This is a genomic window from Geodermatophilus sp. SYSU D00815 (assembly GCF_054050035.1).
Map to the genome: position 1 here is coordinate 33,668 of NZ_JBJGYO010000017.1, position 24,904 is coordinate 58,571.

At 75.8% G+C, this 24,904-nt stretch carries 22 protein-coding genes; 8 read left to right on the top strand and 14 right to left on the bottom strand.

All coding sequences use genetic code 11. From position 1 onward, the window contains the following. The first annotated feature begins 7 nt into the window (after positions 1 to 7). Positions 8 to 1,231: a cysteine desulfurase-like protein gene (locus ACI78S_RS17435; RefSeq protein WP_456975594.1), complete on the top strand. Its 1,224-nt coding sequence runs from the start codon at positions 8 to 10 to the stop codon at positions 1,229 to 1,231. On the opposite strand, the gene ACI78S_RS17440 is transcribed toward ACI78S_RS17435, so the two are convergent. Continuing rightward, complete coding sequence (locus ACI78S_RS17440) at positions 1,218 to 2,210, bottom strand: NAD(P)H-quinone oxidoreductase (protein WP_456975596.1); 993 nt, start codon at positions 2,208 to 2,210, stop codon at positions 1,218 to 1,220. The genes ACI78S_RS17435 and ACI78S_RS17440 overlap by 14 nt on opposite strands. Before the next feature lie 65 nt (positions 2,211 to 2,275). Between ACI78S_RS17440 and ACI78S_RS17445 the strand changes: the two genes are divergently transcribed. The 3 genes from ACI78S_RS17445 to ACI78S_RS17455 are packed head-to-tail and all read left to right on the top strand — an operon-like array spanning position 2,276 to position 4,278. Continuing rightward, on the top strand, positions 2,276 to 3,301 hold the full coding sequence (locus ACI78S_RS17445; protein ID WP_456975598.1) for a nitronate monooxygenase: 1,026 nt from the start codon (positions 2,276 to 2,278) through the stop codon (positions 3,299 to 3,301). Between the two features lie 53 nt (positions 3,302 to 3,354). Beyond that, positions 3,355 to 3,528: a hypothetical protein gene (locus ACI78S_RS17450; protein WP_456975600.1), complete on the top strand. Its 174-nt coding sequence runs from the start codon at positions 3,355 to 3,357 to the stop codon at positions 3,526 to 3,528. 45 nt (positions 3,529 to 3,573) lie between these two features. Further along, positions 3,574 to 4,278 (top strand): hemerythrin domain-containing protein, encoded by a 705-nt coding sequence (locus ACI78S_RS17455; RefSeq protein WP_456975602.1) that lies wholly within the window; start codon positions 3,574 to 3,576, stop codon positions 4,276 to 4,278. On the opposite strand, the gene ACI78S_RS17460 is transcribed toward ACI78S_RS17455, so the two are convergent. Next, positions 4,275 to 7,592 (bottom strand): BTAD domain-containing putative transcriptional regulator, encoded by a 3,318-nt coding sequence (locus ACI78S_RS17460; protein ID WP_456975604.1) that lies wholly within the window; start codon positions 7,590 to 7,592, stop codon positions 4,275 to 4,277. The genes ACI78S_RS17455 and ACI78S_RS17460 overlap by 4 nt on opposite strands. An 81-nt stretch (positions 7,593 to 7,673) precedes the next feature. Here ACI78S_RS17460 and ACI78S_RS17465 point away from each other — a divergent pair, with 81 nt between their 5' ends. Continuing rightward, positions 7,674 to 8,369 carry a hemerythrin domain-containing protein gene (locus ACI78S_RS17465; protein WP_456975606.1) on the top strand — a complete coding sequence of 232 codons (696 nt, stop codon included), beginning with the start codon at positions 7,674 to 7,676 and terminating at the stop codon, positions 8,367 to 8,369. A gap of 51 nt (positions 8,370 to 8,420) precedes the next feature. Here the strand turns inward: ACI78S_RS17465 and ACI78S_RS17470 are convergent, their stop codons facing one another. From ACI78S_RS17470 to ACI78S_RS17500, 7 genes are all read right to left on the bottom strand, one after another. Beyond that, the gene (locus ACI78S_RS17470) at positions 8,421 to 10,016 is read right to left on the bottom strand and encodes a 4-coumarate--CoA ligase family protein (RefSeq protein ID WP_456975608.1); all 1,596 of its coding nucleotides are present in this window, start codon (positions 10,014 to 10,016) and stop codon (positions 8,421 to 8,423) included. A gap of 68 nt (positions 10,017 to 10,084) precedes the next feature. Further along, a complete protein-coding gene (locus ACI78S_RS17475) occupies positions 10,085 to 10,510 on the bottom strand; it encodes a PaaI family thioesterase (RefSeq protein WP_456975610.1) in 426 nt (141 codons plus the stop codon). Positions 10,511 to 10,582: 72 nt separating this feature from the next. After that, positions 10,583 to 10,963 (bottom strand): VOC family protein, encoded by a 381-nt coding sequence (locus ACI78S_RS17480; RefSeq protein WP_456975612.1) that lies wholly within the window; start codon positions 10,961 to 10,963, stop codon positions 10,583 to 10,585. A 38-nt stretch (positions 10,964 to 11,001) separates the two neighbouring features. Next, a complete protein-coding gene (locus ACI78S_RS17485; protein ID WP_456975614.1) occupies positions 11,002 to 11,937 on the bottom strand; it encodes an acetamidase/formamidase family protein in 936 nt (311 codons plus the stop codon). A 25-nt stretch (positions 11,938 to 11,962) separates the two neighbouring features. Continuing rightward, positions 11,963 to 12,823, bottom strand: coding sequence for a dihydropteroate synthase (gene folP, locus ACI78S_RS17490; protein ID WP_456975616.1), 861 nt, complete (start codon positions 12,821 to 12,823; stop codon positions 11,963 to 11,965). A 63-nt stretch (positions 12,824 to 12,886) separates the two neighbouring features. After that, positions 12,887 to 14,131 (bottom strand): serine hydrolase domain-containing protein, encoded by a 1,245-nt coding sequence (locus ACI78S_RS17495; protein ID WP_456975618.1) that lies wholly within the window; start codon positions 14,129 to 14,131, stop codon positions 12,887 to 12,889. Between the two features lie 82 nt (positions 14,132 to 14,213). Beyond that, positions 14,214 to 14,498 (bottom strand): HU family DNA-binding protein, encoded by a 285-nt coding sequence (locus tag ACI78S_RS17500; protein ID WP_456975620.1) that lies wholly within the window; start codon positions 14,496 to 14,498, stop codon positions 14,214 to 14,216. A 306-nt stretch (positions 14,499 to 14,804) separates the two neighbouring features. Here ACI78S_RS17500 and ACI78S_RS17505 point away from each other — a divergent pair, with 306 nt between their 5' ends. Then, a complete protein-coding gene (locus ACI78S_RS17505; RefSeq protein WP_456975622.1) occupies positions 14,805 to 15,728 on the top strand; it encodes an aldo/keto reductase in 924 nt (307 codons plus the stop codon). A gap of 51 nt (positions 15,729 to 15,779) precedes the next feature. Here the strand turns inward: ACI78S_RS17505 and ACI78S_RS17510 are convergent, their stop codons facing one another. Together ACI78S_RS17510 and ACI78S_RS17515 are read right to left on the bottom strand one after the other, a co-directional pair. Beyond that, complete coding sequence (locus ACI78S_RS17510) at positions 15,780 to 15,953, bottom strand: DUF1059 domain-containing protein (protein WP_456975624.1); 174 nt, start codon at positions 15,951 to 15,953, stop codon at positions 15,780 to 15,782. Between the two features lie 63 nt (positions 15,954 to 16,016). Continuing rightward, a complete protein-coding gene (locus tag ACI78S_RS17515; protein ID WP_456975626.1) occupies positions 16,017 to 17,105 on the bottom strand; it encodes an EAL domain-containing protein in 1,089 nt (362 codons plus the stop codon). Between the two features lie 189 nt (positions 17,106 to 17,294). Here ACI78S_RS17515 and ACI78S_RS17520 point away from each other — a divergent pair, with 189 nt between their 5' ends. Continuing rightward, the gene (locus tag ACI78S_RS17520) at positions 17,295 to 20,033 is read left to right on the top strand and encodes a SpoIIE family protein phosphatase (RefSeq protein ID WP_456975628.1); all 2,739 of its coding nucleotides are present in this window, start codon (positions 17,295 to 17,297) and stop codon (positions 20,031 to 20,033) included. Positions 20,034 to 20,036: 3 nt separating this feature from the next. Here the strand turns inward: ACI78S_RS17520 and ACI78S_RS17525 are convergent, their stop codons facing one another. From ACI78S_RS17525 to ACI78S_RS17535, 3 genes are all read right to left on the bottom strand, one after another. Beyond that, positions 20,037 to 20,726, bottom strand: a complete 690-nt coding sequence (locus ACI78S_RS17525; RefSeq protein WP_456975630.1) for a trimeric intracellular cation channel family protein — start codon at positions 20,724 to 20,726, stop codon at positions 20,037 to 20,039. 80 nt (positions 20,727 to 20,806) lie between these two features. Next, the gene (locus ACI78S_RS17530; RefSeq protein WP_456975632.1) at positions 20,807 to 22,816 is read right to left on the bottom strand and encodes an acyl-CoA dehydrogenase family protein; all 2,010 of its coding nucleotides are present in this window, start codon (positions 22,814 to 22,816) and stop codon (positions 20,807 to 20,809) included. Continuing rightward, on the bottom strand, positions 22,813 to 23,490 hold the full coding sequence (locus ACI78S_RS17535) for a TetR family transcriptional regulator (protein ID WP_456975634.1): 678 nt from the start codon (positions 23,488 to 23,490) through the stop codon (positions 22,813 to 22,815). The genes ACI78S_RS17530 and ACI78S_RS17535 overlap by 4 nt, the downstream gene beginning before the upstream one ends. Before the next feature lie 86 nt (positions 23,491 to 23,576). Here ACI78S_RS17535 and ACI78S_RS17540 point away from each other — a divergent pair, with 86 nt between their 5' ends. Continuing rightward, positions 23,577 to 24,872, top strand: a complete 1,296-nt coding sequence (locus tag ACI78S_RS17540; protein ID WP_456975636.1) for an acetyl-CoA C-acetyltransferase — start codon at positions 23,577 to 23,579, stop codon at positions 24,870 to 24,872. Positions 24,873 to 24,904 lie beyond the last annotated feature (32 nt).

Genomic DNA, 24,904 nt, shown 5'->3' on the forward strand with positions numbered 1-24,904 from the left:
GCCCAGCGTGGGGGAGGCACGGCTCGACGTCGCGCGGGTCCGCGGCCTGTTCCCCGCGCTCGCCGACGGCTTCGTGCACACCGACGGCCCCGCCGGCTCGCTGGTGCCCGAGAGCGTGGCCCGCGCGGTGGCCCACGCGATGCGCATGCCGGTCGCCAACCGCGGCGGTGTCTTCCCGGCGTCGGGACGGGCCGAGGCCATCGTGTCGGCGGCGCGCTCCGCCCTCGCGGAGCTGGTCGGCGGGGTGGCCGGGGGCGTCGTCCTCGGCGCCAACATGACCACGCTGACCTACCGCATCGCCCGCACGCTGGCCCGCACGTGGCGGCCGGGCGACGAGGTCGTGGTCAGCCGGCTCGACCACGACGCGAACATCCGGCCGTGGATCCAGGCCGCGGAGGAGGCCGGCGTGCTGGTGCGCTGGGCCGAGGTCGACATCGAGACCGGTGAGCTGCCGGTGTGGCAGTACGACCGGCTGGTCAACCAGCGGACCCGGCTGGTCGCCGTCACCGCGGCCAGCAACGCCATCGGCACCCGGCCCGACGTCGCGGCGATCGCGGCGCGGGCGCACGGCGTCGGGGCCCTGGTCTACGTCGACGCCGTGCACGCCGCGCCGCACGGGGTGCTCGACCGGCGGGAGCTCGGCGCGGACTTCCTGGCGCTGTCGGCGTACAAGTGGTGCGGGCCGCACGTCGGCGCCGTCGTCGCCGACCCGGCGCTGCTCGAGCAGATGTGGCCCGACAAGGTGCTGCCCGCCTCCGACCGCGTGCCCGACCGGTTCGAGACCGGAACCCCACCGTTCGAGCTGCTGGCCGGGGTGCCGGCCGCCGTCGACCACCTGGCGAACCTGTGCGGGGAGGCGACCGGCCCGCGGCGGGAGCGGCTGCGCACCTCGATGGCCGCGGTGGCCGCCTACGAGGGCCAGCTGTTCGGCTGGCTGGACGACGCGCTGCGCGCGATGCGGCACGTGCAGGTGCTCGGCTCGCCCGCCGCCCCCACCCCGACGCTGTCGTTCCGGGTCGCCGGCATGTCCCCGCGGCAGGTCACCGCGGAGCTGTCCCGCCGCGGCATCTGCGCGTGGGACGGCGACTACTACGCCCGCGAGCTGTTCGACGCGCTCGGGGTCAACGAGGCCGGCGGCGCGGTGCGCCTCGGCCTGCTGCACTACAACACCGCCGACGAGGTCGGCTACGTGATCGACTCCGTCGCGGAGCTGCGCTCTAGGCGTCGGTGAGCAGCAGCACCTTGCCGACGTGCTCGCTGGCCTCGACCACCCGGTGCGCCTCGGCCGCCCGCGACATCGGCAGCCGCCGGTCGACGATCGGGCGGACCACGCCGCGCTCGACGTCCGGCCACACGTCGTGGCGCACCGCGGCGACGATCTCGGCCTTGCCGCCCGGACCGGCGGGCGGTCGCGAGCGCAGCGTGGTGGCGTGCACCGCGGCCCGCTTGCGCATCAGCTTCCCGAGGTCGAGCTCGGCCTTGGTGCCGCCCTGCATGCCGATGCACACCAGCCGCCCGCCGATCGCCAGCACCTCGACGTTGCGCGCCAGGTACTTCGCGCCCATGTTGTCCAGGACGACGTCGACGCCGGCGCCGTCGGTCTCCTCGCGCACCCGCTCGACGAAGTCCTCCTCGCGGTAGTTGACGAGCACCTCCGCGCCGAGCTCGCGGCAGACGTCGAGCTTCTCCGGCGTGCCGGCGGTGGTGAACACGCGGGCGCCGGCGCGGGCGGCGAGCTGGATGGCCATGGTGCCGATGCCGCTGGAGCCGCCGTGCACGAGGAAGCTGTCGCCGCGCTTCAGACGGGCCAGCAGGAACACGTTGGACCAGACCGTGCAGGTCACCTCCGGCAGGGCCGCGGCCGTGGCCAGCTCCACGCCGGCCGGGCGGGGCAGCAGCTGCCCGGCCGGGACGGCGACCCGCTCGGCGTAGCCGCCGCCGGCGAGCAGGGCGCACACCTCGTCGCCGACCCGCCAACCGGTCACGCCCTCGCCGACCTCGCTCACGATCCCGCTGCACTCCAGGCCGAGGACGTCGCTCGCGCCGGGGGGCGGCGGGTAGAAGCCCTGCCGCTGCAGCAGGTCGGCGCGGTTCACCGCGGTCGCGGCGACGTCGACCACCACCTCGCCGGGCCCGCACACCGGGTCGGGGACCTCGGCCCACTCGAGCACCTCCGGGCCGCCGGGTTCGCGAATCGTCACCGCGCGCATGGGCCGACCCTAGAAGGACCACGCCGCCCCCCACCCCTCGCCCGCTCGCGGTGGGACCCTGCAGCGTGGCCACTGACCTGCTCGGGACCGACCTGCCGGTGGTGGCCGCGCCGATGGCCGGTGGCGCCGGCACGCCGGCGCTGGTGCTCGCCGCGGCGTCGGCGGGCGGGCTCGGCTTCCTCGCCGCCGGCTACGAGGCGCCCGACGCGGTCGCGGCCGAGATCGCGGAGGTGCGGGCGGCCGGCGTCGCGTTCGGGGTGAACCTCTTCCTGCCCTCGTCCGCCCCGATGCCGGAGGCGGACTTCCGCCGCTACGCGGTGGAGATCGCCGCGGAAGGGGCGCCCTACGGCCTGGACCTCGCCGCCGCGGAGCCCCGCTGGGAGGACGACCGCTGGCGGGCCAAGCTCGACCTGCTGCTCGCCGACCCGGTGCCCGTCGTCAGCTTCACCTTCGCGGTGCCGCCGGCCGACGTCGTGACGGCGCTGCGGCGGGCGGGCAGCGCCGTGCTGGTCACCGTCACCGCCCCCGACGAGGCCCGCGCCGCCGAGGAGGCCGGCGCCGACGGGCTCGTCGTCCAGAGCACCGACGCCGGGGGGCACAGCGGCGTGCACGACCCGGCGCGGCCGCTGCCCCCGGCGCCGCTGGCGGAGCTGCTGCCCCGGGTCCGCGCCGTCACGCCGCTGCCGCTGCTCGCCGCCGGCGGCCTGGCCACCGCCGGGCAGGTCCGCGACGCCGTCGCCGCCGGCGCCGCGGCGGCCGTGGTGGGCACCGCCCTGCTGCGCACCGACGAGAGCGGCGCCGGCCGCACCCACCGGGATGCGCTGCTCGACCCGAGGTTCCCCGGCACGGCGCTCACCCGCGCCTTCACCGGGCGCCCGGCCCGCGGCCTGCGCAACGGCTTCCTCGAGCGGCACTCCGCCACCGCCCCGCTCGGCTACCCCGAGGTCCACCACCTGACCCGGCAGCTGCGGGCGGCCGCGGCCGCGGCGGGCGACGCCGACCGGCTGCACCTGTGGGCCGGGACCGGTCACCGGCTGGCCCGCACCGGCCCCGCGGCCGGCGTCCTCACCGCGCTGGCGGGCCGCCTGTAGCGGCTCTAGCGGGCCGCAAGTTCCGTGCAAGCGCCCGGCGCGAGGGTGCTCCCATGACGCTGCAGGCCCCTGACCTCCCGTTCCCCGTGACCCAGGTGCGGGAGGCGGAGCGGGCGCGGGTGATCGCGCGCGCCCGGACCCGGGCCCGCCGGGCCGCGGCCACCCGCTCGGCGACGGCGGCGGCCTACCTGTGGTGCGCCGCCGCGTCGGCGTCGTCCCCGCGCTGAGTCACCGGCAAGTCGCTCGCTAGAACCGCGGGCGACGGTGCCGGCATGACGACGAAGACCCCGCCCCTGCCCTTCCCCGTGACCCCCCGCCGCCCGGGCGAGCCCGAGGCCGACCTGTCCGGGTTCGCCCTCATCCACCGCGCGCTGCGCGCCGGCACCCGTGAGCTCGCCGACGCCGCCACCGCCATCGGCGCCGGGGCGCCGTGCCCGCCGGAGCGCCGCAGGGCGCTGATCCGCTTCGCCACCGAGGTGCTGGCCGAGATCCACACCCACCACCAGCGCGAGGACGACGTCCTGTGGCCGGTGATCGCCGCCTCCGCCGGCGCGGCGGTCGACCTCGAGCCGCTCACCGACGACCACACCGAGCTGCACGCCGTCCTCGAGCGCGCCGAGCAGGCCCTGGCCGCCTTCGCCGCGCCCGGCGCCGATCCGCGGGCCACCGCCGCGCCGCTGGGCGCGGTGCTCACCGGGATGGCCGACCTGCTCGACGAGCACATCGCCGAGGAGGAGGCCGAGGTCTTCCCGGTGATCCGCACGCACGTGTCGGCGAAGGACTACGCCGCCTGCGAGGCCATGTTCCGCAAGGGCTCGAGCGTCGGGCACCTGCTGTTCGTGCTGCCCTGGGTGATCGCCCAGTGCGCCCCCGAGGAGCGGGCGGAGATGCTCCGGATCGCCGGCGCGCCGCTGCGGCTGCTGCTGGCGGTCAGCGAGCGCCGCTGGCACCGCCGCCGGGCGCTGGTGATCGGTTAGTCCAGGGCGTGCTGGGCGGCGGCGATCCAGTCGGGGTTGCCCGTCCGCCCGGCCACCTCGAGCGCCGTCCGCTGGTGGCGGGCCGCCGCCGCGGTGTCCCCGCGGCAGGCGGCCAGCCGCGCCAGCAGGGTGGCGGTGGGGCCGAGGGCCACCGTCGCCGTCCAGGCGCCGCACACGGCGTCCTCGTGCGCCAGCAGCCCGGTGTAGGCCTCCGCCACCCGCTCCTCGTCGCCCAGGCCCATCCCGAGGATCCCCCGGAACCCCAGCCACACGGGCGTGAAGAAGTCCTGGCCGACGGGGTGGCGGGTGGCGGCCAGCTCCCGCGCCTCGTCGACGCGGCCCTCCAGCAGCAGGGTGGCCGCCAGCACCTCGTGCGCGTCCTCGGGGGAGACGTCGTAGATCGCCCGGGTGGCCTCGGCCAGGCCCTCGTACCGGCCGGCGGCCACGCGCAGGCACAGCACCGAGATCCACCACAGGCCGTGCGCCTGCTCGGCCCAGAACCCGGTCTCGCCCACCTGCGCGACCGCGGTGCCGTAGGCGGCCTCCGCCTCGTCGTACCGGCCGGCCAGCGCGCCCCGCAGGCCGCGGTACCAGGTGGCGATCGCGCGCAGCAGCGGCAGCCCGTAGGCCTCGGCCAGCCGCTCGGCCTCGGCCGCGTGCGCGTCGGCGGACGCGAGGTCGAGCAGCCCGCAGGCGTGCTGCACCAGCACCAGGCGGGCGCTGGCCTCGAACAGGCCCAGCCCCTCCCGCTGCGCCAGCTCCAGCAGCTCGTGCCCCAGCCGCCCGCGCTCCTCCAGCCCGCCGTAGCGGTAGGTGTTGATGTAGCGGGCGTTGAGGGCCGAGGCGAGGACGACGGGATCGCCCGTGGCCCGGGCCAGCTCGACCGCCTCGACGCTCGCCTCGTACCCGCGCGGGTCCGGGTCGCCGGCCAGCGCCACCGCGACGACGCCCAGCAGCCGCGACCGCAGCGCGGGGCGGTCGGGCAGGGCCGCGAGCACCTCCTCGGCCGCGGCGACCACCAGGTCGTCGATCGGCGTGTGGCGCGGGATCCACAGGGTCGGGACGTCGCAGGAGAGCAGCACCTCGGCGGTCAGCAGCGGATCGCCCAGCGCCCGCGCCCGCGGCAGCGCGGTGTTGCGCAGCTCGCGGCCGGTGGGCATGTCTCCGGCCAGCGTGGCCGCGCGCGCCGCCCGCGCCACCAGCCGCAGCCGGCCGGCCTCGTCCTCCGGGTGCGCGGTGGCCAGGGCGCGCGCGGCCCGCTGCCACCACTGCGCCGCGTCGCGGTGGGAGAACCGCCGCTCCGCGAGCTCCGCGGCGGCCGCGGCCCAGCGGGCGGTCGCCGCGGCGCGCGCGGGTCCGGCGGCCTCGGAGTGGTGCGCCAGCGCGGTGACGTCGGCCGGCCGCAGCTGCTCCAGGGCCCGCGCCACCCGGTCGTGCAGGCGGGTCGCCCGCAGCGACGAGAGGTCCTCGTAGAGGGTGTCGCGCACCAGCGCGTGCACGAACCGCAACCGGCCCGGGCCCGGCTCCACCAGCAGGCCGCTGACCAGCGCCGACTCCAGCGCGTCGACCACGAGCTCGTCGTCGTCCCGGTCGACCTGCGCGGCGGCCAGCAGGACGTCGACGTCGACGTCCCGGCCGCAGACGGCGGCCAGCCGCAGCAGGCTCCCGGTCTGCGCCGGCAGGGCCGCCAGCCGCGACCGGACGACGTCGCGCACCCCGCCGGGCACCGCGCCGACGTCGGCACCGCCGGAGACCAGCCGGGCCAGCTCGCGCACCAGGAAGGGGTTGCCGCCCGTGCGCTCGGCGATGGCGGCGCGGACGGCGTCGTCCACCGGGGTGGCCGAGACGTCGTCCACCAGGCGGCCGACCGCGTCGTCGTCGAGCCCGCCCAGCGCGAGCCGCACCGGCGAGCGGCGGGCCAGGGCGGCGAGCACGGCGTCGAGCTCGGGCAGCGGCTCGGGCCGGGTGGCGACGACGACGAGGACCGGCGCGTCCTCGAGGCCGGCGACGACGTCGAGCAGCAGGGCCGCGGTCTCCTGGTCGGCGCGGTGCAGGTCGTCGAGGACGACGAGCAGCGGGGCGCCGCGGGCCACCGCGGCCAGCCAGCCGGCGACCGCGCGGTGCAGCCGGAACCGGGAGGTGGCGCTGTCGCCCGCCGGGTCGGGAGGGGCGTCCCGCAGGAGCGGGGCGAGCCGGTCGGGCTCGGCCGGGGGGTGGGTGCGCGCCAGCCGGCCGAGCGCCTCGGTCCAGGGCCAGCCGCTGGGCGCGCCGTCGGTCTCCGGGCAGCGGGCGACGCACGTCGTCCACCCCGCCGCGGCGAGGTCCGCGGCGAGCCGCTCGACCAGCGCGGACTTGCCGCCGCCGGCCTCACCGGTGACCACGGCGACCCGCAGCCGGCCCGCGGCGGCGTCGGCGGCCGCGGCGCGGAGGGCGGCCAGCTCGTCGTCCCGGCCGACGAGGACCGGGCGGGACACGTCCTCCGGCGGTGCTGGTGCTCTGCCCACCGTGGTGGGCAGAGCACCGGCGGGCGCGGACTCCCGGGGCGCGTGCATGAGGTGCGGCGCCTGGGCGAGGACGTCGTCCTCCAGCGCGCGCAGCGCCGGGCCGGGGTCGACGCCGAGCTCGTCGGCGAGCCGGGCGCGCACCTCGCGCAGCGCGGCCAGCGCGTCGGCCTGCCGGCCGGCCCGGTACAGGCCCAGCGCGAGCAGCCGCCAGCCCTCCTCGCGCAGCGGGTGCTCGGCGACGTGCGCCCGCAGCCGGGCCAGCGGGTCGGGACCCCCCGGGACGTCCAGCGACGCCGCGGCCCAGCGCTCGACCGCGGTGAGCCGCAGCTCGTCGAGCCGGGCGGCCTCCGGCGCGGCCCACGGCTCGTCCGCGTACTCGGCGTAGGCCGGCCCGCGCCACAGGTCCAGCGCGGCGGCGTAGCGGTCGCGGGCGGCGGCCGGGTCGGCGTCGGCCAGCCGGTCGCCCTCCGCGAGCAGGCGCGCGGCCCGCAGGGCGTCGACGGCGTCGTCGTCGGGGCGCAGGGCGTAGCCCGGCGGCACGGTGACCAGCAGCCGGGCCGGCGCGCGCGGCGGCCGGTCGGGCTCGAGCGACCGGCGCAGGTGGCTGATGTGCGCCTGCAGCGCGGCCTGCGCCCGCGGCGGGGTCTCGGCGTGCCAGAGGTCGGCGACCAGCAGGTCGGCCGGGACGACGGCGCCGCGCGCCACGAGCAGGCGGGCGACGACGGAGCGCTGCCGGTGCCCGCCGAGGTCGACCGGCGCGCCGTCGTGGGTGGCCCACACGCCGCCCAGCACCCCGAACTCGACCGTCATAGCGCCGGGCAGCCTACGTGCAAGCCGCGCCGCAAGCGGGACGCAAGCGCGCTCCCAGCGGGTCCGGCCAGTGTGCTCGCCATGACGACGACCGTGCCGACCTCCTCCGACCGGGCCGCGACCAGCCGGACCGAGCCCGCCACCCCCGACCTGACCGGCTTCACGCTGGTCCACCGGGCGCTGCGCTCCGGCACCCGGATGCTGGCCGAGGCGGTCGACGGCATCGCCCGCGACGAGGCCTGCGACCGGCAGCGGCAGCGCGGCATCACCGAGTTCGCGCAGGCCGTGCTCGGCGAGGTCGGCGCGCACCTCGTGCACGAGGACGCCGCGCTGTGGCCGCTCACCGTCGTCTCCGCCGACGACTGGGCCGACCTGGCGCCGCTGACCGCCCACCACGTCGCCCTCGAGCGGCTGCTGGCGCGGGCGTGGTCGGCGCTGCCGGTCTTCGCCCGCTGCCCCAGCTCGGGCGCCCCGCTGCTGGCCCCCGTGCTGCACGAGCTCGCCGACCTGGTCGAGGAGCACCTCGCCGCGGAGGAGGCCCTCGTCTTCCCGCTGCTGCGCACGCAGGTGTCGGGGGCCGCGCTGGCGCGCACCACCGACCGGCTGCGCGCCGACACCTCGCTGGGCCGGCTGCTGTTCGTCGTCCCGTGGGTGGTCGACCAGTGCCACCCGGCGGAGCTGGCGCAGGTGCTCGCCGACGCCGACCCGCGCACCCGGCTGGTGCTGCGGCTGGGGCAGCAGCGCTACGCCCGCCGCCGCGATGCCGTCCTCGGCTGAGCGGAGTGGGAGGGACGCGCTCTCCGCGCCCTCCCACTCCGCTCGGGTGGCTCAGGCGCGGGCCTTGAGGTCCTTGCGCAGGATCTTGCCGGCCGCCGACTTCGGGACCTGCTCGATGAACTCCACCGCGCGGATCTTCTTGTGCGGGGCCAGCCGCGCGCCGGCGTAGTCCATGACCTCCTGCTCGGAGATCTGCGACCCCGGCGCCCGCACGATGAACGCCTTGGGCAGCTCCTCGCCGGTGTCGTCGTCCTTGACCCCGATCACGGCGGCGTCGGCGATGTCGGGGCTGGTGAGCAGCACCGCCTCGAGCTCGGCCGGGGCCACCTGGTAGCCCTTGTACTTGATCAGCTCCTTGACCCGGTCGACGACCGTGTAGCAGCCGTTGTCGTCGACGACGGCGACGTCGCCGGTGTGCAGCCAGCCCTCGGCGTCGACGGTCTCGGCGGTGGCCGACGGGTTGTTCAGGTAGCCCTTCATCACCTGCGGGCCGCGGACCCACAGCTCGCCGCGCTCGCCGGGGGCGGCGTCCTCGCCGGTGGCGGCGTCGACCAGCCGGCACTCGGTGTTCGGGACGGCGAAGCCGACCGAGCCCTTGGGCACCTCGGCGATGCCCGCCGGCATGGCGTCCGGGTCGGGCGTGGTGTGCGAGACCGGCGAGAGCTCGGTCATCCCGTACCCCTGCGCGACGGTGACGCCGTCGTCGGCGCCCTTGCGCAGCCGGCTCTGGGCGGCCAGGGCCAGCTCGGCGTCGAGCGGGGCGGCGCCCGAGGTGATGGAGCGCAGCGAGGACAGGTCGTACTGGTCGACCACCGGGTGCTTGGCCAGCGCCAGCAGGATGGGCGGCGCCACGAACGCGCGGGTGATCTTGTGGTCCTGGATGGTGCGCAGGAAGTCCTCGAGGTCGAACCGCGGCAGGGTGACCACCGCGCCGCCCCAGGCCAGGCCCTGGTTCATCAGCACGGTCAGCCCGTAGATGTGGAAGAACGGCAGGACGGCGATGATCCGCTCGTCCTCGCCGAGCTGGATCAGCGGCCGGCACTGCGCGACGTTGGCCACCAGGTTGCGGTGGGTGAGCATCACGCCCTTGGGCAGGCCGGTGGTGCCGCTGGAGTAGGGCAGGGTGACCAGGTCGTCCGCCGGGTCGATGTCGACCTGCACCGACGGGGCCTGGCTGCCCAGCAGGTCGAGCAGCGAGGCGTGCCCCTCCATGCCGTCCATGACGACGACCTCGTCGACCGGCGTCTTCTCGATCGCGGCGGCGACGCGGTCCATGAACAGCGAGATGGTGATGACGATCCTGGCGCCGGAGTCGCGCAGCTGGAAGGCGATCTCCTCGGGCGTGTAGAGCGAGTTGATCGGCGTCATCACGCAGCCGGCGGCGGCGATGCCGTGGAAGACCACCGGGTACCAGGGCGTGTTCGGGCAGAAGACGGCCACGACGTCGCCCTTGCGCAGGCCCCGCTCGTGCAGCGCGGCGGCGACCCGGTCGACGTAGGCGGCGAGCTGGCCGTGGGTGATCGTGTCGCCCTTGAGGCCGTCGATCAGCGCCGGGGCGTCCGGACGCTCGCGCCCCGCGGCCAGGACGAACTCGGGTACCGACACGTCGGGGATCTCGACGTCGGGATAGGGGCTGGCCAGCGCCACGGGGTCTCCTCCTCCTCGAGAGTTGTGGCGCCAGTCTCACATCCCGCGTGACCGGGGTTACCCGGGGGTCACTTCGGCCAGAGCACCGACTGGGTGCAGCGGAACAGCGCGATGGTCCGGCCGCTTTCCTCGGCGCGGACGACGGCATCCCACACCTGCGTCGTCCGCCCGGCGTGCGCGTTGGTGGCCACGACGGCGATGCCGCCGTCGCGCGCCGTCCCGAGGTAGTTGCACTTGAGCTCGATCGTGGTGAAGCCGCTGGCGCCCTCGGGCAGCAGCGCGCGGGTGGCCAGGCCGCAGGCGGTGTCGGCCAGGCCGACGACGGTGGCCGCGTGCAGGTAGCCGTTGGGCGCGAGCACCTCGGGGCGGACGTCGAGGCGCGCCTCCAGCCGCCCGGATTCGTGGGCGGTGATCCGCAGGCCCAGCAGCCCGGGCAGCGTGCCGGGGAGCAGGTCGTTGAGCTCGTCGACGGTGTGGAACCCGGTGGCGGCCATGCGGGGCAACCTACTGAGCCGGGCTTCCTGCACCGAAAGCCCCGGGGGCTCTCGGTGCAGGAAGCCCCTTACTCAGGCGGCGGTCTCCCAGAGGCCGACGACGTTGCCCTCGGGATCGGTCACGTAGGCGGCGAAGCCCATGTCGCCGACCGGCGTCTTCCCCACGACGGTCGACCCACCCAGCTCACCGATGCGCTCCAGCGCGACCTCGATGCTCTCCACGTCGACGACGATCACCGGCCCGTTCGCCGCGGCCGTCTGCCGGGAGAGCATCCCGCCGTTGACGAACCCGGCCTCGGTCGGTCCCTGCTCACCGCTGGGACCGGTCGAGACGATCGTGTAGTTCATCTCGGGCATCTCCACCACCTGCCAGCCGAACGCCTCCTTGTAGAAGCTGCGCGCACGGTCCCCGTCGTCGAAGGGGATCTCGAAGTGCACGACCCGACCGGACATCCCGCCACCTCCTCGTGGTCTCGACGGACGGCGGAACGCTAGACCCGCACCGCCCCGTGCGGGAGGAGGGCGTGCACGCCGAAGACCTGGTTGGCCACCTGCGTGACCCGCAGGTCGACCGCGACGCTGGCCAGCGCCATCGCCTCCGACCGGCCGATCCCGTGCAGGGCGCCGAGCAGGCCCAGCATCGCGTCCAGCGCGTCGGCCGCGGCCTCGTCGAGGTCGTCGCCCAGGCCCATGGCGACCCAGCCGGCGGGGGTGTCGGCGACCGGGGTGGTCAGCGGCCGGCCGAACAGGTCGGGCAGGACGTCGAGGGTGAGGTCGGCGCGCTCGATCGGGCACTCGATCGCCGTCCCGCTCACCTCGCCGTCGCCCTGGGCGGCGTGCCCGTCGCCGACGCTGAGCAGCGCGCCGTCGACCGGGACGGGCAGGTAGAGCGTGGCGCCGGCGACCAGCTCGCGGCAGTCGAGGTTCCCGCCGTGCCAGTACGGCGGGATCGTCGAGTGCCTGCCCGGCTCGGCCGGCGGCATGCCCATGACCCCGAGGAACGGCCGCAGCGCCACGGTGCCCAGCGCGCTGCTCGCGGTGCCGGCGGCCGCGTCGAGCTCCCACGGGACGACGGCGGGCTGGTCGATGCCGAGCCGCACGTTCCACGCCGTCGGCCGGAGGCCCGCGTACGTCGTCCCCCACGCGCCGGGGACCACCTCGTCGATGCGGACGGCGAGCACGCTGCCCGGGCGGGCGCCGCGGACCTCGACCGGGCCGGTCAGCGCGTGGCCGGCGTCCGCGGTGTGCTCGGGCGCGCGGCGGCGGGTGGCGACGTCGCCGGTGTGCGGCTCGAGGAACCAGCCGGAGTCGAGGGTGCCGAAGCGGACCGTCGTCCCCGGGTCGACGGTGAGCACGGGCGGCAGGTCGCGGTCGAACCAGCCGTGCAGGGTGCGGGCGCCGGGCTCGAGCGTGGGGGTCTCCGCCATGCCCCCATCCTGCGCAGGCGGGGTCTCAGGCGAGGCCGCGGGTGGTGCGCGCGGGCGGGCGGGTGCCCTGGACGGAGGCGACCATGTCGAGGGTCTGCCGGGTCGGCGCCACGTCGTGCGCCCGGAAGACCCGCGCCCCGAGCCAGGCGCTGACCGCGGTGGTGGCCAGCGTGCCGGTGAGCCGCTCCTCCAGCGGGACGTCGAGCGTCTCGCCGACGAAGTCCTTGTTCGACAGCGCCACGAGCACCGGCCAGCCGGTGGCCACCAGCTCGCCCAGCCGGCGGGTGGCCTCCAGCGAGTGGCGGGTGTTCTTGCCGAAGTCGTGGCCGGGGTCGACCAGGACCCGCTCGCGGTCGACGCCGGCGGCCACGGCCGCCTCGGCCAGCGCCGTCGTCCGGGCCACGATGTCGGCGACGACGTCGTCGTAGGCGATCCGGTGCGGCCGGGTGCGCGGGGGCAGGCCGCCGGCGTGCGTGCACACCAGCCCGGCCCCGGCCTCGGCGGCCACCCCGGCCAGCTCCGGGTCCACCCCGCCCCAGGCGTCGTTGACGACGTCGGCGCCGGCGGCCAGCGCCTCCCGGGCGACCTCGGCCCGCCACGTGTCGATCGAGATCGGCAGCGCCGGGTGGGCGTCGCGGATCGCGGCGACGAGGTCGACGGTGCGGCGGATCTCCTCGGCCGCGTCCACCTCCTCGCCGGGCGCGGCCTTCACGCCGCCGACGTCCACCATGTCGGCGCCCTCGGCGACCACCCGGTGCACCCGCTCGACGGCGGCCCGCAGCTCGTAGGTGGCGCCGCGGTCGTAGAACGAGTCGGGCGTGCGGTTGACGATCGCCATGACGACGAACGCGCCGTCGGGCACGTCGAGCGGGCCGATGCGCAGCAAGTGGATCCCTCTTCCGCTGCTGTACTCCCGGCCCCGTCCGGGGCGCGGGGAGGACGGGTCCTCTCAGTCCACGAGGGCCTGGTTGACCAGCTGGCGCAGGTGGTTGCGGATCGGCAGGGTGCTCGAGGGCAGCAGCTGCGTGTAGAAGCTGACGACGACGTCCTCGACCGGGTCGACGTAGAACGCGGTGGACGCCGCCCCGCCCCAGCTGTAGTCGCCGACGCTGGCCACCACGCCGTAGCGGACCGGGTCGATCACCATCGAGAAGCCCAGCCCGAAGCCCACCCCGCGCAGCGGCGTCTCGGCGAACAGCGGCCGGCCGAAGGTCTCCAGGTCCTGGCCGCCGGGCAGGTGGTTGCGCACCATGTGCGCGATCGTGCGCGGGCCCAGCAGCCGCCCGCCGTCGTGGTCGCCGCCGCGGCGCAGCAGCTCCAGGAAGCGCAGGTAGTCACCGGCGGTGGAGACCAGGCCCCCGCCGCCGGAGAGGAACGCCGGCTTCGAGTGCGCGGCGGCCCCCATGGCGTCCAGCGGTGCGAAGCCCGTCGTGCCGTCCCGGGGGACGGCGGCGTAGAGGCGGGCCAGCGAGTCCGGGTCGTCGCCGTCGCGCAGCCCGAACGAGGTGTCCCGCATGCCCAGCGGCGCGAAGATCCGCTCCTCGAAGAACTCGTCGAGCGGCTGCCCGGAGACCACCTCGACCAGCCGGCCGAGGACGTCGGTGGAGACGCCGTAGTTCCACTCGCTGCCGGGCTGGAAGACCAGCGGGATCGCCGCCCACTGCCGGCAGACCTCGGCGGAGTCGGCGCCCGGCGGGGTGCCCCACTCGTGCCCGGCCGCGCGGTACATCGCGTCGCACGGGTGGGCGTGGTGGAAGCCGTAGGTGAGCCCGGAGGTGTGCGTGAGCAGGTGCCGCACCCGGATCGGCTCCAGCGCCGGCTGGGTCACCGGCTTCTGCGCGGAGCCGGCCACGTAGACGCGCGGCTGGGCGAACTCGGGCAGCCACCTCGCGATCGGGTCGTTCAGCTCGAACGCGCCCTCCTCGTACAGCATCATCGCCGCGACCGAGGTGACCGGCTTGGTCATGGAGAAGATCCGCCAGCGGGTGCCGGTCTCCACCGGCAGCCCCGCCTCGACGTCCCGCCGCCCGCCCGTGCCGACGTGCACCAGCCGGCCGTGGCGGGAGACGGTGACCAGGTAGCCGGGCATGCGGCCCTCGTCGACCCAGCGGGCCAGCCGGCGGTCGAGCCGGCCGAGCCGGGCCGGGTCGAAACCCACCTCGGCGGGGTCGGCGTCCACCTCGAGTTCCGTCACGTCTCCTCCGGGGGAATGCGGTCGGGCACCGGCGCCTGCCCCCGCATCCTGGCGCAGGGAGCAGGCGCCGTGCCGTCCGGGATCAGACCGGGACGTTGCTGGCGGCCTTCTTCAGGTTCGAGCCCGCGGTGACCTTGACCGTGTTCGCGGCCGGGATGTCGATGGTCTCGCCGGTCTGCGGGTTGCGGCCGGTCCGGGCGGACCGCTGGGTGCGCTCGACGGTCAGCAGGCCGGAGACCGCGACCTTCTCGCCGCGCGTGATGGCCTCGACCAGCTCCTCCTGGAGGCCGTCGATGACCGAGGTCACGGTCGCGGCGGGGACGTCGGCGCGCTTGGCGATGGCGGACACCAGTTCGCTCTTGTTCACAGGTTTCCTCTCGGTGTGGTGGCACGTGCCTGGGCTCGGCGCTCGCGGCCGGCTCCAGCCCCTCGACGCTTGCGCGCCACGGGGGGGGTTCCCGGGGGGTCTGCGCGGACCCGTGGACCGCCCGGAGGCGGCCCGGACCTCGGCAGGAGCCCGGAACCGGGGGGCACGCTGCCAGAACAGGCCGGGGTCCCGCCAGTGCGGGCGGCACGCGGTCCCTGCCGCCACAGCCGCCGGCCCTCCTGCAGGGGCCCGTCGCGAGCCTGCGAGCGACGGGGGGCAGGAGGGTCCTTCGTCTAGCGTGGAGGCGTGCCACGGATCCCCGGGACCGATCTGACCGTCAGCGACCTGTGCCTGGGCGGCAACGTCTTCGGCTGGACGGCCGACGAGCCCAGCACGTTCGCCGTCCTCGACCGCTACCTCGACGCGACGCCGTCCACGGCGAGCCCGTTCGTCGACACCGCCGAGATGTACGGCTCCGGCCGCTCCGAGCAGCTGCTGGGGGCGTGGCTGGCCGAGCGCGGCGTCCGCGACCGCTTCGTCGTCGCCACCAAGGCCTCGCCGATGGAGAAGGAGCACCCGCTGTCGGCGGTCGAGATCCGGACGGCGGCCGAGCAGTCGCTGCGCAACCTGCGGACCGACCGGATCGACCTCTACTACGCGCACTACGACGACGAGACGACGCCGCTCGAGGAGACGCTGACCGCCTTCGACGAGCTGGTGACCAGCGGGAAGGTGCGCCACGTGGCGGCGTCGAACTACTCGGCGGCGCGGCTGGGCGAGGCGCTGGAGATCTCGGAGAAGGCCGGGCTCACCCGGTACGTGGGCCTGCAGACGCACTACAACCTGGTGGAGCGCGACCGGTTCGAGGGGGAGCTGCGCGACGTCGTCGAGGCGCACGGGCTGGGCACGTTCCCGTACTTCGGCCTGGCGCGCGGGTTCCTGACCGGCAAGTACCGCGCCGGCGAGCGGGTGGACTCGCCGCGGGCGGCGAAGGCCGCCGAGTACGTCGGGGAGAGGGGCGACCGCGTGCTGGCCGCCCTGGCCCGGGTCGCCGACTCCTACGGCGTGCCGGTGGCGGCGGTGGCGCTGCGGTGGCTGGCCGACCAGCCGACCGTGGTCGCGCCGCTGGCCAGCGCGCGCAGCGTCGACCAGCTGGCCGACCTGCTGCCGATGCAGGACCTGCGGCTCGCCGACGACGAGCGGCAGCTCCTCACCGACGCCTCCGCCTGACGCGGGGTGGGTCCGTGCGGCTGACCCGCACGGATCCTCCGCAACGGCGCTTCAGAAGCCGGTGATGCGGTCCCGGACGGCCTGCACCAGCTCCGGGGTCACGTCGGTGACGCCGTGGTCGTGCGCCGCGTGGCCGGCCACCTGGCTGAGGATGCCCGCCTCGTCGGCGGCCGAGAACCGGGCGCTGCAGCCGGGGATGACGTCGCCGCAGGCGAAGGTCTTCACGGGGACTCCTTGTCGGGGGTGGTGCACGGCCGGGCGCCCGGTCCGGCACCCGGGGGCCGGGTGCTACCTCGCGTGCCGGGCGGAGGCGAGGTCCTCGAGCCGGACCAGGCCCAGGACGGCGCCGGTCGGATCGGTGACGAGCACGGGGTCGAAGCGCTGCGCCGGCGCCCGGGTGAGCGCGCGCTGCAGGGTCTCGGCGACGTCGGCCGACGGGTGCACCCGCAGCGACACCGGCGCCACGTAGGTCTCCGCCGTGCGCGGGTCGCGCAGCACCAGGTGCAGCGGCTCGCCGTAGGAACCCACGAGGACGGCGGGCGGCGGGGCGTCCGCGCCGTCGGCGACCGCCGCCTGGCGCACGGGTCGCATCAGGCTGGCCACGCTCTCGGTGAGCCGGACGCGGGCCGCCTGCGCCTTGAGCAGCCGGACCACCTCGGGCGCCAGCGGCTCGAACCGGCTGCTGGGGCGGCCGAGCACCCAGCCCTGGCCCAGCGGGACGCCCAGGCGCACGAACGCGGCCAGCTCGCCGGCGGTCTCGATGCCCTCGGCGAGCAGCCAGGCGTCGATCCGGCCGGCGAACTCGCCGACCATCTCGGCCAGCGCGGCGCGCACCGGGTCGGTGTCGGCGTCGGTGACCAGGGCCCGGTCGAGCTTGACCAGCTGCGGGCGCAGCGCGGCCATCTGCTGCAGGCCGGAGTAGCCGGACCCGGCGTCGTCCAGGGCGATGAGCGCGCCGCGGTCGCGCAGCTCGGCGGTCTGCCGCAGCAGCGCCTCCCGGTCGGCGACCGGCGTGTGCTCGGTGAGCTCGACGACCACGCGGGCCAGGTCGGGGCGGGTGGCGAGGGCCTCCTGCACCGGCGCGGTGCCCAGCAGGTGCGGGCTCACGTTGACGGTCAGGAACGCGTTGTCGGGCAGCCCGGGGACGGCGGCCAGCGCCTTGTGGACCGACAGCGCCTCGAGCTCGGCGGCCAGCCCGGCCTCCGCGGCGGCGGCGAACCACACGTCGGGGCCGGCGGTGCCCGGGAAGCGGGCCAGCGCCTCGTAGCCGGCGACGGTGGCGGCGGCCAGGTCGACGATCGGCTGGAAGGCCAGCGTCAGGTCGTCCGGGGAGGCCAGCAGCGGCCGGCAGTCCGGCAGGGCGAGGGTCCCGGGCATGGCTCGGGCATCGGCCCCGGCGCCCCGGACGTGTACGTCCCCGGCGCCGCGGTTCACCCCTCCGGGTGAGCGCGGCGCGCCCTCACGACGAGGGACGATCCCGCTCCGCACCGCCGACGTGACAGCATGGTGCGGTCCCCGGGTCCAGCAGTGCGCCCGCCGGACGTCGGAGCCCGAGGGGAGAGGTGCGTGCCGGCACTGCCGTCCCCCGCGTCGGTCGACGTCCTCCGCGACCCCCACCGCATCGCCAGCGCGCGCCGCCTGCTCGTCGAGGTGCCCGGCCCGGCCGCCTTCGACCGGCTCTCCGCCCTCGCCGCCCGCCTGGTCGGTGCCGGCCACGCCAAGGTGACCCTGTTCACCGACCAGGACACCGTCATCGGCGGCCACGGCCTGCCGGCCGGCGTCATCGGCGGCCCGGCGCTGCTGACCGGTGCCCTCTCGGCCATCGTCGTCCGCCGCGGCGAGCCGCTGAACGTCCCCGCGGCGCAGGAGGACGAGCGCGTGGCCGGCCTCCCCGCGGTCACCTCCGGGCAGGTCCAGGCCTACCTCGGCGCGCCGCTGGTCGCCGCGTCCGGGCACGTCGTCGGAGTCCTGGCCGTCTACGACTCCACGCCGCGCTCGTGGAGCGAGGACGCCGCCCGCCTGCTCGAGCAGCTGTCCGCCTCCGTCGTCGCCGAGCTCGAGCTCTCGGCCGCGCGGTCGGCCGTGGGCGCGTCCTCGGCCCGGCTCGACGTCGCCCTGGAGGCGGGCTCGGTCGGCATCTGGGAGCGCGACCTGCGCTCCGACACGGTGTTCTGGGACGAGCGTGCCGCCGCCATCTTCGGCCTCGAGGGGTCGGTGCAGCTGGACTCGCTGGACCGGCTGATGGCGCACATCCACCCCGACGACCACGCCACCGTGCACGAGGCCATGGCGACGGCCCTGGCCGAGCGCGGCGAGTTCGTCGCGGAGTGCCGGGTGCTGCGGGCGGACGGCGCGATCCGCTGGACCGTCTCGCGGGCCCGCGTCGTCGTCGACCCCAGCGGCGAGGCGGTGCGCGTCCTCGGCACGGTCGTCGACGTCACCGACGCCCGCGAGGAGTCCGAGCGGCGGCTGTCGGCGGTGCAGCGCGCGGCCGCGATCGCCGAGGTCGCCGCGGAGCTGGCGCACGCCACCCGCGTGGAGGACCTGGCGGGCATCGCCCAGCGCGGCGCGAAGGTGCTCGGCGCCCAGTCCAGCGCGCTGGCCGTGTTCGACCCCGGCGGTGGGCCGCTGCGGCTGCACGTGACGAACTGGCTGGTCGACGCCGTGCGCAGCGGCGCCGACATCGAGCTGCCGCCCGAGGGCGTCGAGATCGACCTGGACGACTCGCTGCCCACGCAGTACGTCGCCCGCCACGGCCGCCGCATCTTCCTGGCCACCGGCGAGGAGGCGCGCGCCCGCTTCCCCAAGATGGCCGAGATCACCAGCCTGCTCGGGGTGCAGGCGGTGGCCGGGCTGCCGCTGCGGGTGGAGGGGCGGGTCCTCGGCAGCTTCCTCGTGGTGTGGGAGACCGAGCACCCGTTCGCCGGTGATGACTGGGACGTGCTCGAGGCGCTCACCGCGCAGATCGCCCTGTCGGTCTCGCGGCTGCAGGCCGCCATCCAGCGCGACGCCGCGGTGGCGGCGATGTCCGAGGCCAACCGCCACCTGCAGCTGCTGGCCGACGTCGGCGAGGTGCTGTCCGACACCCTCGACATCTCCGCCCAGATCGACCAGCTGACCTCGCTCGTCGTCCCTGCCCTGGGCGACTGGTGCTGGCTGGTGGTCACCGACGAGCAGGGGCGGCTGACCGAGATGTCCACCGGCCACCGCGACCCCGCCCGGCGCGGCGAGGTGGACGAGTACGTGCGCGCGATGCTCGGGGGCGCGACCGAGGAGGCCACCCCGCACCGCGTGTCGCGGACCGGCCGCCCGGTCGTGATCCCCGAGATCGGGCGCGACCACCTGGAGCGGGTCCTCCCCGACCCGGCGCTGCGCGAGCTGTTCGCCCGGCTGGGCGCGGTCTCCACCGCCGTCGTGCCGCTCGCCGCGCGCGGGCAGGTCCTCGGCGCGCTCGGTCTGCTCAACGGCGCCGACCGGGGCCCGCACACCCAGGCGGAGGTGGACACCGCCGTCGAGGTGGGCCGCCGGGCCGGGCTGGCCCTGCAGCACGCCCGCCTGTTCGTGCAGCAGCGCGCCCTGGCCGAGACCCTGCAGCGCAGCATGCTCACGGCGCCGCCGGAGCCCGACCACAGCGAGATCGTCGTCCGCTACGTGCCGGCCGCGGCGGCCACCGGGGCCGAGATCGGCGGCGACTGGTACGACGCCTTCCTGCAGACCGACGGCGCCACCGTGCTGGCGATCGGCGACGTCGTCGGGCACGACAGCCGCGCGGCCGCGTCGATGGGGCAGGTCCGGGGCCTGCTGCGCGGCATCAGCTACTCCAGCGGCGCGGCGCCGGCGCGGGTGCTCACCGAGCTCGACCGCGCCGTCCACGGCCTGGCGCTGGACACGATGGCGACCTGCCTGGTCGCCCGGCTGGAGAAGGACGACGGCGGGCGGACCCGGCTGCGCTGGTCCAACGCCGGGCACCTGCCGCCGATCGTGCTGGACGCCGACGGCGCCGTCACCGTGCTCGACGGGGGGACGTTCGACCTGCTGCTGGGCGTCGCCCCCGACACCGAGCGCTGCGACCACGTCGCCGAGATCGAGCGCGGCGCGACCGTCCTGCTCTACACCGACGGCCTGGTGGAGCGGCGCGACCGCGACATCGACGCCGGGACGGCGGAGCTGGTCGAGGTGCTGCGCGAGTGCGCGGGGCTGCCGCTGGCCGAGCTGTGCGACCGGGTGCTCACCCGGCTGTTCCTCCCCGACACCGAGGACGACGTCGCCCTGCTCGCCGTCCGCCTGCACCCCGAGGACGACTGACCCTCACCCCCGCCGGCGCTTGCGGACGGCCATCCGGGTGCGGGCCCGCGCGGGCAGGTCGACCGCCACCGGCGCCTCCCAGCCGCGCCACACCGACAGCACCCGCAGCAGGGCGACGACCGCGATCACCGTCGCGGCGACCGGCAGCGGGTCGAGGTCGAGCGGCCCCGAGAGCACGCTGAGCAGCGCCGCCCCGATCAGCGCGGCGACGGCGTTGTACGGGCCCGGCTGCACGATGTCGGCCCGCTGGGCCAGCAGCATGTCGCGGATGACCGCGCCGCCGACCGCGGTGATCGTGCCGATGAAGACCACGGAGGCCACCGGCAGCCCGGCCAGCTCCGCCCGCTGGGCGCCGACCACGGTGAAGAAGCCGAGCGTGACCGCGTCGAGGACGACGAGCAGGCCGGTGAGCCGCGACAGCCAGCCGGAGAAGAAGAACGTCACCATCGCGGTGATCGCCACCGTGGGCAGGTAGGCCTCGTTGGTCAGCGCGATCGGCGGCCCCTCGGCCAGCAGCACGTCGCGGATCAGCCCGCCGCCGAGCCCCCCGCTGATCGCGAGCAGCAGCACGCCGGAGACCGCGAAACCCTCGCGGGCGGCGAGCAGTCCTCCGGTGAGCGCGCCGATCACGATCGCGACGAGGTCGACGGCGAGCGGCACCCGCAGCGCGTCGACGGCGGCGATGAGCTCCACGTCCGCACATTGTCGAGGGCGCCCGTACCGGGGCCGTCAGGGGGCCGGGTGCGGCCTCCTCCGGGCCGTGAGCACCGCGGCTACCGGGCCGGCGGCACCTCGAGGGCGGTGGCGGTGCCGCGGACGGTGGCGTCCTCGCGGGCCATCGCCTCCTGCCGGTCGCCCTCCTCCTCGAGGATGCGCGCGGCCTTCCACGCGGCCGGGATGGCGAACGCGTCGACCAGCGTCACCATGTGCGGGCGCAGCTCCTTGAGCAGGGCGTTCACCGTCGCGGTGAGCGCCTTGGCGCGGGTGGGGGTCAGCCGGCCGTGCTCGAGGAACCAGCCCTTGTCCTGCTCGATGGTCCACAGCGCGTACAGGTCGCAGAGCGAGTCGAGCAGCCGCCGGGCGTCGGGGTCGGCGGTGCGGTCGACGCCGGCGACGAACGCCTCGAGCACGATCCGGTCGATGTGGGTCTGCGCCGTCCGCAGGACGTGGTCCTGGACGTCGTTGAACACGTCGAACGGTTCCATGCCCTCGGTGGCCGCGTTCTTCCGCAGCCGCTTGATCGCGCCCTCGAGGGTGTGCTTCTCGCGGAACTCGAACATTTTCAGCTGCCAGCCGCGGTCGAGCAGCGGGACGTCGTCGTCCCGGCCCGGCACCGCGTCGACCAGCCGCGCGACGAGGTTGCGGGCCGCCGTCCGCTCGAGGACGGTCTCGCGCACCACGTCGGCGACGAAGCCGACCCGGCCCCAGCCGTCGAGGGAGCCGAACGCGTCGCGGTACCCGGTGAGCAGGCCCTTGGCCACCAGCTGCAGCAGGACGGTGTTGTCGCCCTCGAAGGTGGTGAAGACGTCGGTGTCGGCCTTGAGCGCGGGCAGCCGGTTCTCGGCGAGGTAGCCGGCGCCGCCGCAGGCCTCGCGGCACGTCTGGATGGTGCGGGTGGCGTGCCAGGTGTTGGCCACCTTGAGCCCGGCCGCCCGCGACTCCAGCTCGCGCTGCGCCTTCTCGTCGACCACGTCCGCGGCCTGCACGTCGTGCATCGTGCTGACCAGCTCCTCCTGCGCGAAGTGCAGCGCGTAGGAGGTGGCCAGCGCCGGCAGCAGCTTGCGCTGGTGCACGAGGTAGTCGTTGACCACGATCTCGCGGTCCCGGCCGGGGGCGGCGAACTGCCGGCGCACGTCGCCGTAGCGGACGGCGATGTCGAGCGCCAGCTTCGTCGCCGAGCCGGCCGAGCCGCCGACGCTCACCCGGCCGCGCACCAGCGTGCCCAGCATGGTGAAGAAGCGGCGGGTCTCGTTCTCGATGCTCGAGGTGTAGGTGCCGTCCTCGGCCACCTGCCCGTACCGGTCGAGCAGCATGTCGCGGGGGACGCGCACGTGGTCGAAGGTCAGCCGGCCGTTGTCGACGCCGAGCAGGCCGGCCTTCGGGCCGTCGTCGCCGATCGTGACGCCGTCGCACGGATTGCCGTCGGCGTCGCGGATGGGCACCAGCCAGGCGTGCACGCCGTGGTTGCGCCCACCGGTGATCAGCTGGGCGAAGACGACGGCCAACCGGCCGTCCCGGGCCGCGTTGCCGATGTAGTCCTTGCGCGCGGCCTCGTGCGGGGTGTGCAGGTCGAAGGTCTGCGTCTCGGGGTCGTAGGTGCAGGTGGTGCGCAGCTGCTGGACGTCGGAGCCGTGCCCGGTCTCGGTCATCGCGAAGCAGCCGGGCAGGTCGAAGCTCATGATGTCGGCCAGGTAGGCCTCGTGGTGCCGCTGCGTGCCCAGCAGCTGGACGGCACCGCCGAACAGGCCCCACTGGACCCCGGCCTTGACCATCAGCGACAGGTCGCCGAACGCCAGCATCTCGATGGCGGCCACCGAGCCGCCGGCGTCGTCCTGGCCCCCGTACTCCTCGGGGAAGCCGAGCCCGACGCGGCCGGTGGCGGCCAGCTTCCTCGCCAGCCGGGTGACCCGCGCGCGGGCCTCCTGCATCGTCTCGCCGTGGACCGGCGCGAACTCGGGGTCGCCCAGGTGCTCGCGGGCGTCGCGGCGCACGTGCCCCCAGCGCCCGTCGAGGACCTCCCGGATCGCCTCGGGGTCCACGGTCGTGGGAAGGGACGTCGTCACGATTCCTCCTGGGGGTCGGCGCCGATGGCCGAGAGGCCCGACCACGCGAGATCGGTGAGGTGGGCGGCGAGGGCGCCGCGGGGCATCGGGCGCTCGGCCCGGAGCCACCAGTCGGCGGCCGAGCGGACCAGCCCGACGACGCCGTGGCCCCAGGGCGCGGCGGCCGCCGGGTCGCGCCCGGCATGCTGGAGGGCGACGGTCACCGCCGCGGCGGCCTGGTCGCCGACGAGGTCGGACAGCGTCGCGACCGGGTCCGGGCCGGTGGGCCGGTCGAGGTGGGGCGGGTGGACGACGAAGCGGTACACCTCGGGATCGGCCTCGAGGAACGCCAGGTACGTCTCGATCGCCGCGGCCAGCATCTGCCGGGGCTCGGTGCTGCTCTCGAAGGCCTCGCGCAGCCTGGGCAGCAGCTGGGAGGCCACCCGGTTGCAGACGGCGACGTGCAGCTCGGCCCGGTCGGCGAAGTGCCGGTAGACGACCGTCTTGCTCGTGCCGGCCTCGGCCGCGATCTCCTCCATGCCCACGCCGGCGCCGTGCCTGCCGACCGCCGCGAGGGTGGCGTCGACCAGCTGCCGGCGTCGTTCGGCGCGGTGCTCGTCCCACCTCGAGTCGCGGCGGTCGCGAGAACGGGCGGCCTCGTCCTGCGACGCAGGTCCCACCGCCTCCGGTTTCATGTGAAGAACGGTACCTGATACCGTTGGTACCGAACAAAGGATCCACCACAATGGCCATTTCGGTGGCGGACATCCCGGAGGTCCCGATGGCAGGCCCCACCCGCAAGGCAGCGATCGTCGGCGGGAACCGCATCCCGTTCGCCCGCTCGAACTCCGCGTACGCGCAGGCCTCGAACCAGGACATGCTGACCGCGACGCTCGACGGGCTGGTCGCGCGCTTCGGCCTGCAGGGGCAGCCGGTGGGCGAGGTCGTCGCCGGCGCCGTCCTCAAGCACGCGCGGGACTTCAACCTGACCCGCGAGAGCGTCCTCGGCTCCCGCCTCGCGGCGAGCACCCCCGCCTACGACGTCCAGCAGGCCTGCGGCACCGGCCTGGAGGCCGCGGTCCTCGTGGCCAACAAGATCGCCCTGGGGCAGATCGAGTCCGGCATCGCCGGCGGCGTCGACACCACCTCCGACGCCCCGCTCGCCGTCAACGACGACCTGCGGCGGGTGCTCCTCTCGCTCAACGGCGCGAAGACCGTGCAGCAGCGGCTGAAGGCGCTGGCCGGCCTGCGCCCGGGCATGCTCGCGCCCGAGGTCCCGCGCAACGCCGAGCCGCGCACCGGTCTGGCGATGGGGGAGCACGCGCAGCTCACCGCGCACGAGTGGGAGATCGGCCGCGAGGAGCAGGACGAGCTCGCCGTGCGCTCCCACCAGAACCTCGCGGCCGCCTACGACCGCGGCTTCTTCGACGACCTGGTCACCCCGTACCTGGGGCTGACCCGCGACCAGAACCTGCGGCCCGACTCCTCGGTCGAGAAGCTGGCGACGCTCCGGCCGGTCTTCGGCAAGGCGCTGCCCGAGGGCGCCGAGGCCACGATGACCGCGGGCAACTCGACCCCGCTGTCCGACGGCGCCTCCGTCGTCCTGCTGGCCTCCGACGAGTGGGCCGGGGCGCACGGGCTGCCCGTGCTGGCCCACCTGGTCGACGCCCAGACCGCCGCCGTCGACCACGTGCACGGCGGCGAGGGCCTGCTCATGGCGCCGGTCTACGCGCTGCCGGTGCTGCTCGCCCGCAACGGGCTCACCCTGCAGGACTTCGACTACTACGAGATCCACGAGGCGTTCGCCTCGACCGTCCTGGCCACGCTCAAGGCGTGGGAGGACCCGGAGTTCTGCAAGGGCAGGCTGGGCCTCGACGCCCCGCTCGGCGCGATCGACCGGTCGAAGCTCAACGTCAACGGCTCCTCGCTGGCCGCGGGGCACCCGTTCGCCGCGACCGGCGGCCGCATCGTGGCCGGCCTGGCGAAGACGCTGCACGAGGCGGGCCCCGGCAAGCGCGGGCTGATCTCCATCTGCGCGGCCGGCGGCCAGGGCGTCGTCGCGATCCTCGAGTCCTGACCCCCCGAGCTCTCCGTACCGGAAGCCCGAGG

What these genes read in the sequence shown, in the direction of transcription:
- ACI78S_RS17465 (WP_456975606.1), top strand. Translation starts at nt 7,674, where the DNA reads ATGACGACGACCGTGCCGACCTCCTCCGACCGGGCCGCGACCAGCCGG.
- ACI78S_RS17450 (WP_456975600.1), top strand. Translation starts at nt 3,355, where the DNA reads ATGACGCTGCAGGCCCCTGACCTCCCGTTCCCCGTGACCCAGGTGCGG.
- ACI78S_RS17455 (WP_456975602.1), top strand. Translation starts at nt 3,574, where the DNA reads ATGACGACGAAGACCCCGCCCCTGCCCTTCCCCGTGACCCCCCGCCGC.
- ACI78S_RS17535 (WP_456975634.1), bottom strand. Translation starts at nt 23,490, where the DNA reads ATGAAACCGGAGGCGGTGGGACCTGCGTCGCAGGACGAGGCCGCCCGT.
- ACI78S_RS17460 (WP_456975604.1), bottom strand. Translation starts at nt 7,592, where the DNA reads ATGACGGTCGAGTTCGGGGTGCTGGGCGGCGTGTGGGCCACCCACGAC.
- ACI78S_RS17440 (WP_456975596.1), bottom strand. Translation starts at nt 2,210, where the DNA reads ATGCGCGCGGTGACGATTCGCGAACCCGGCGGCCCGGAGGTGCTCGAG.
- ACI78S_RS17515 (WP_456975626.1), bottom strand. Translation starts at nt 17,105, where the DNA reads ATGCCCGGGACCCTCGCCCTGCCGGACTGCCGGCCGCTGCTGGCCTCC.
- ACI78S_RS17485 (WP_456975614.1), bottom strand. Translation starts at nt 11,937, where the DNA reads ATGGCGGAGACCCCCACGCTCGAGCCCGGCGCCCGCACCCTGCACGGC.
- ACI78S_RS17475 (WP_456975610.1), bottom strand. Translation starts at nt 10,510, where the DNA reads ATGGCCGCCACCGGGTTCCACACCGTCGACGAGCTCAACGACCTGCTC.
- ACI78S_RS17480 (WP_456975612.1), bottom strand. Translation starts at nt 10,963, where the DNA reads ATGTCCGGTCGGGTCGTGCACTTCGAGATCCCCTTCGACGACGGGGAC.
- ACI78S_RS17540 (WP_456975636.1), top strand. Translation starts at nt 23,577, where the DNA reads ATGGCAGGCCCCACCCGCAAGGCAGCGATCGTCGGCGGGAACCGCATC.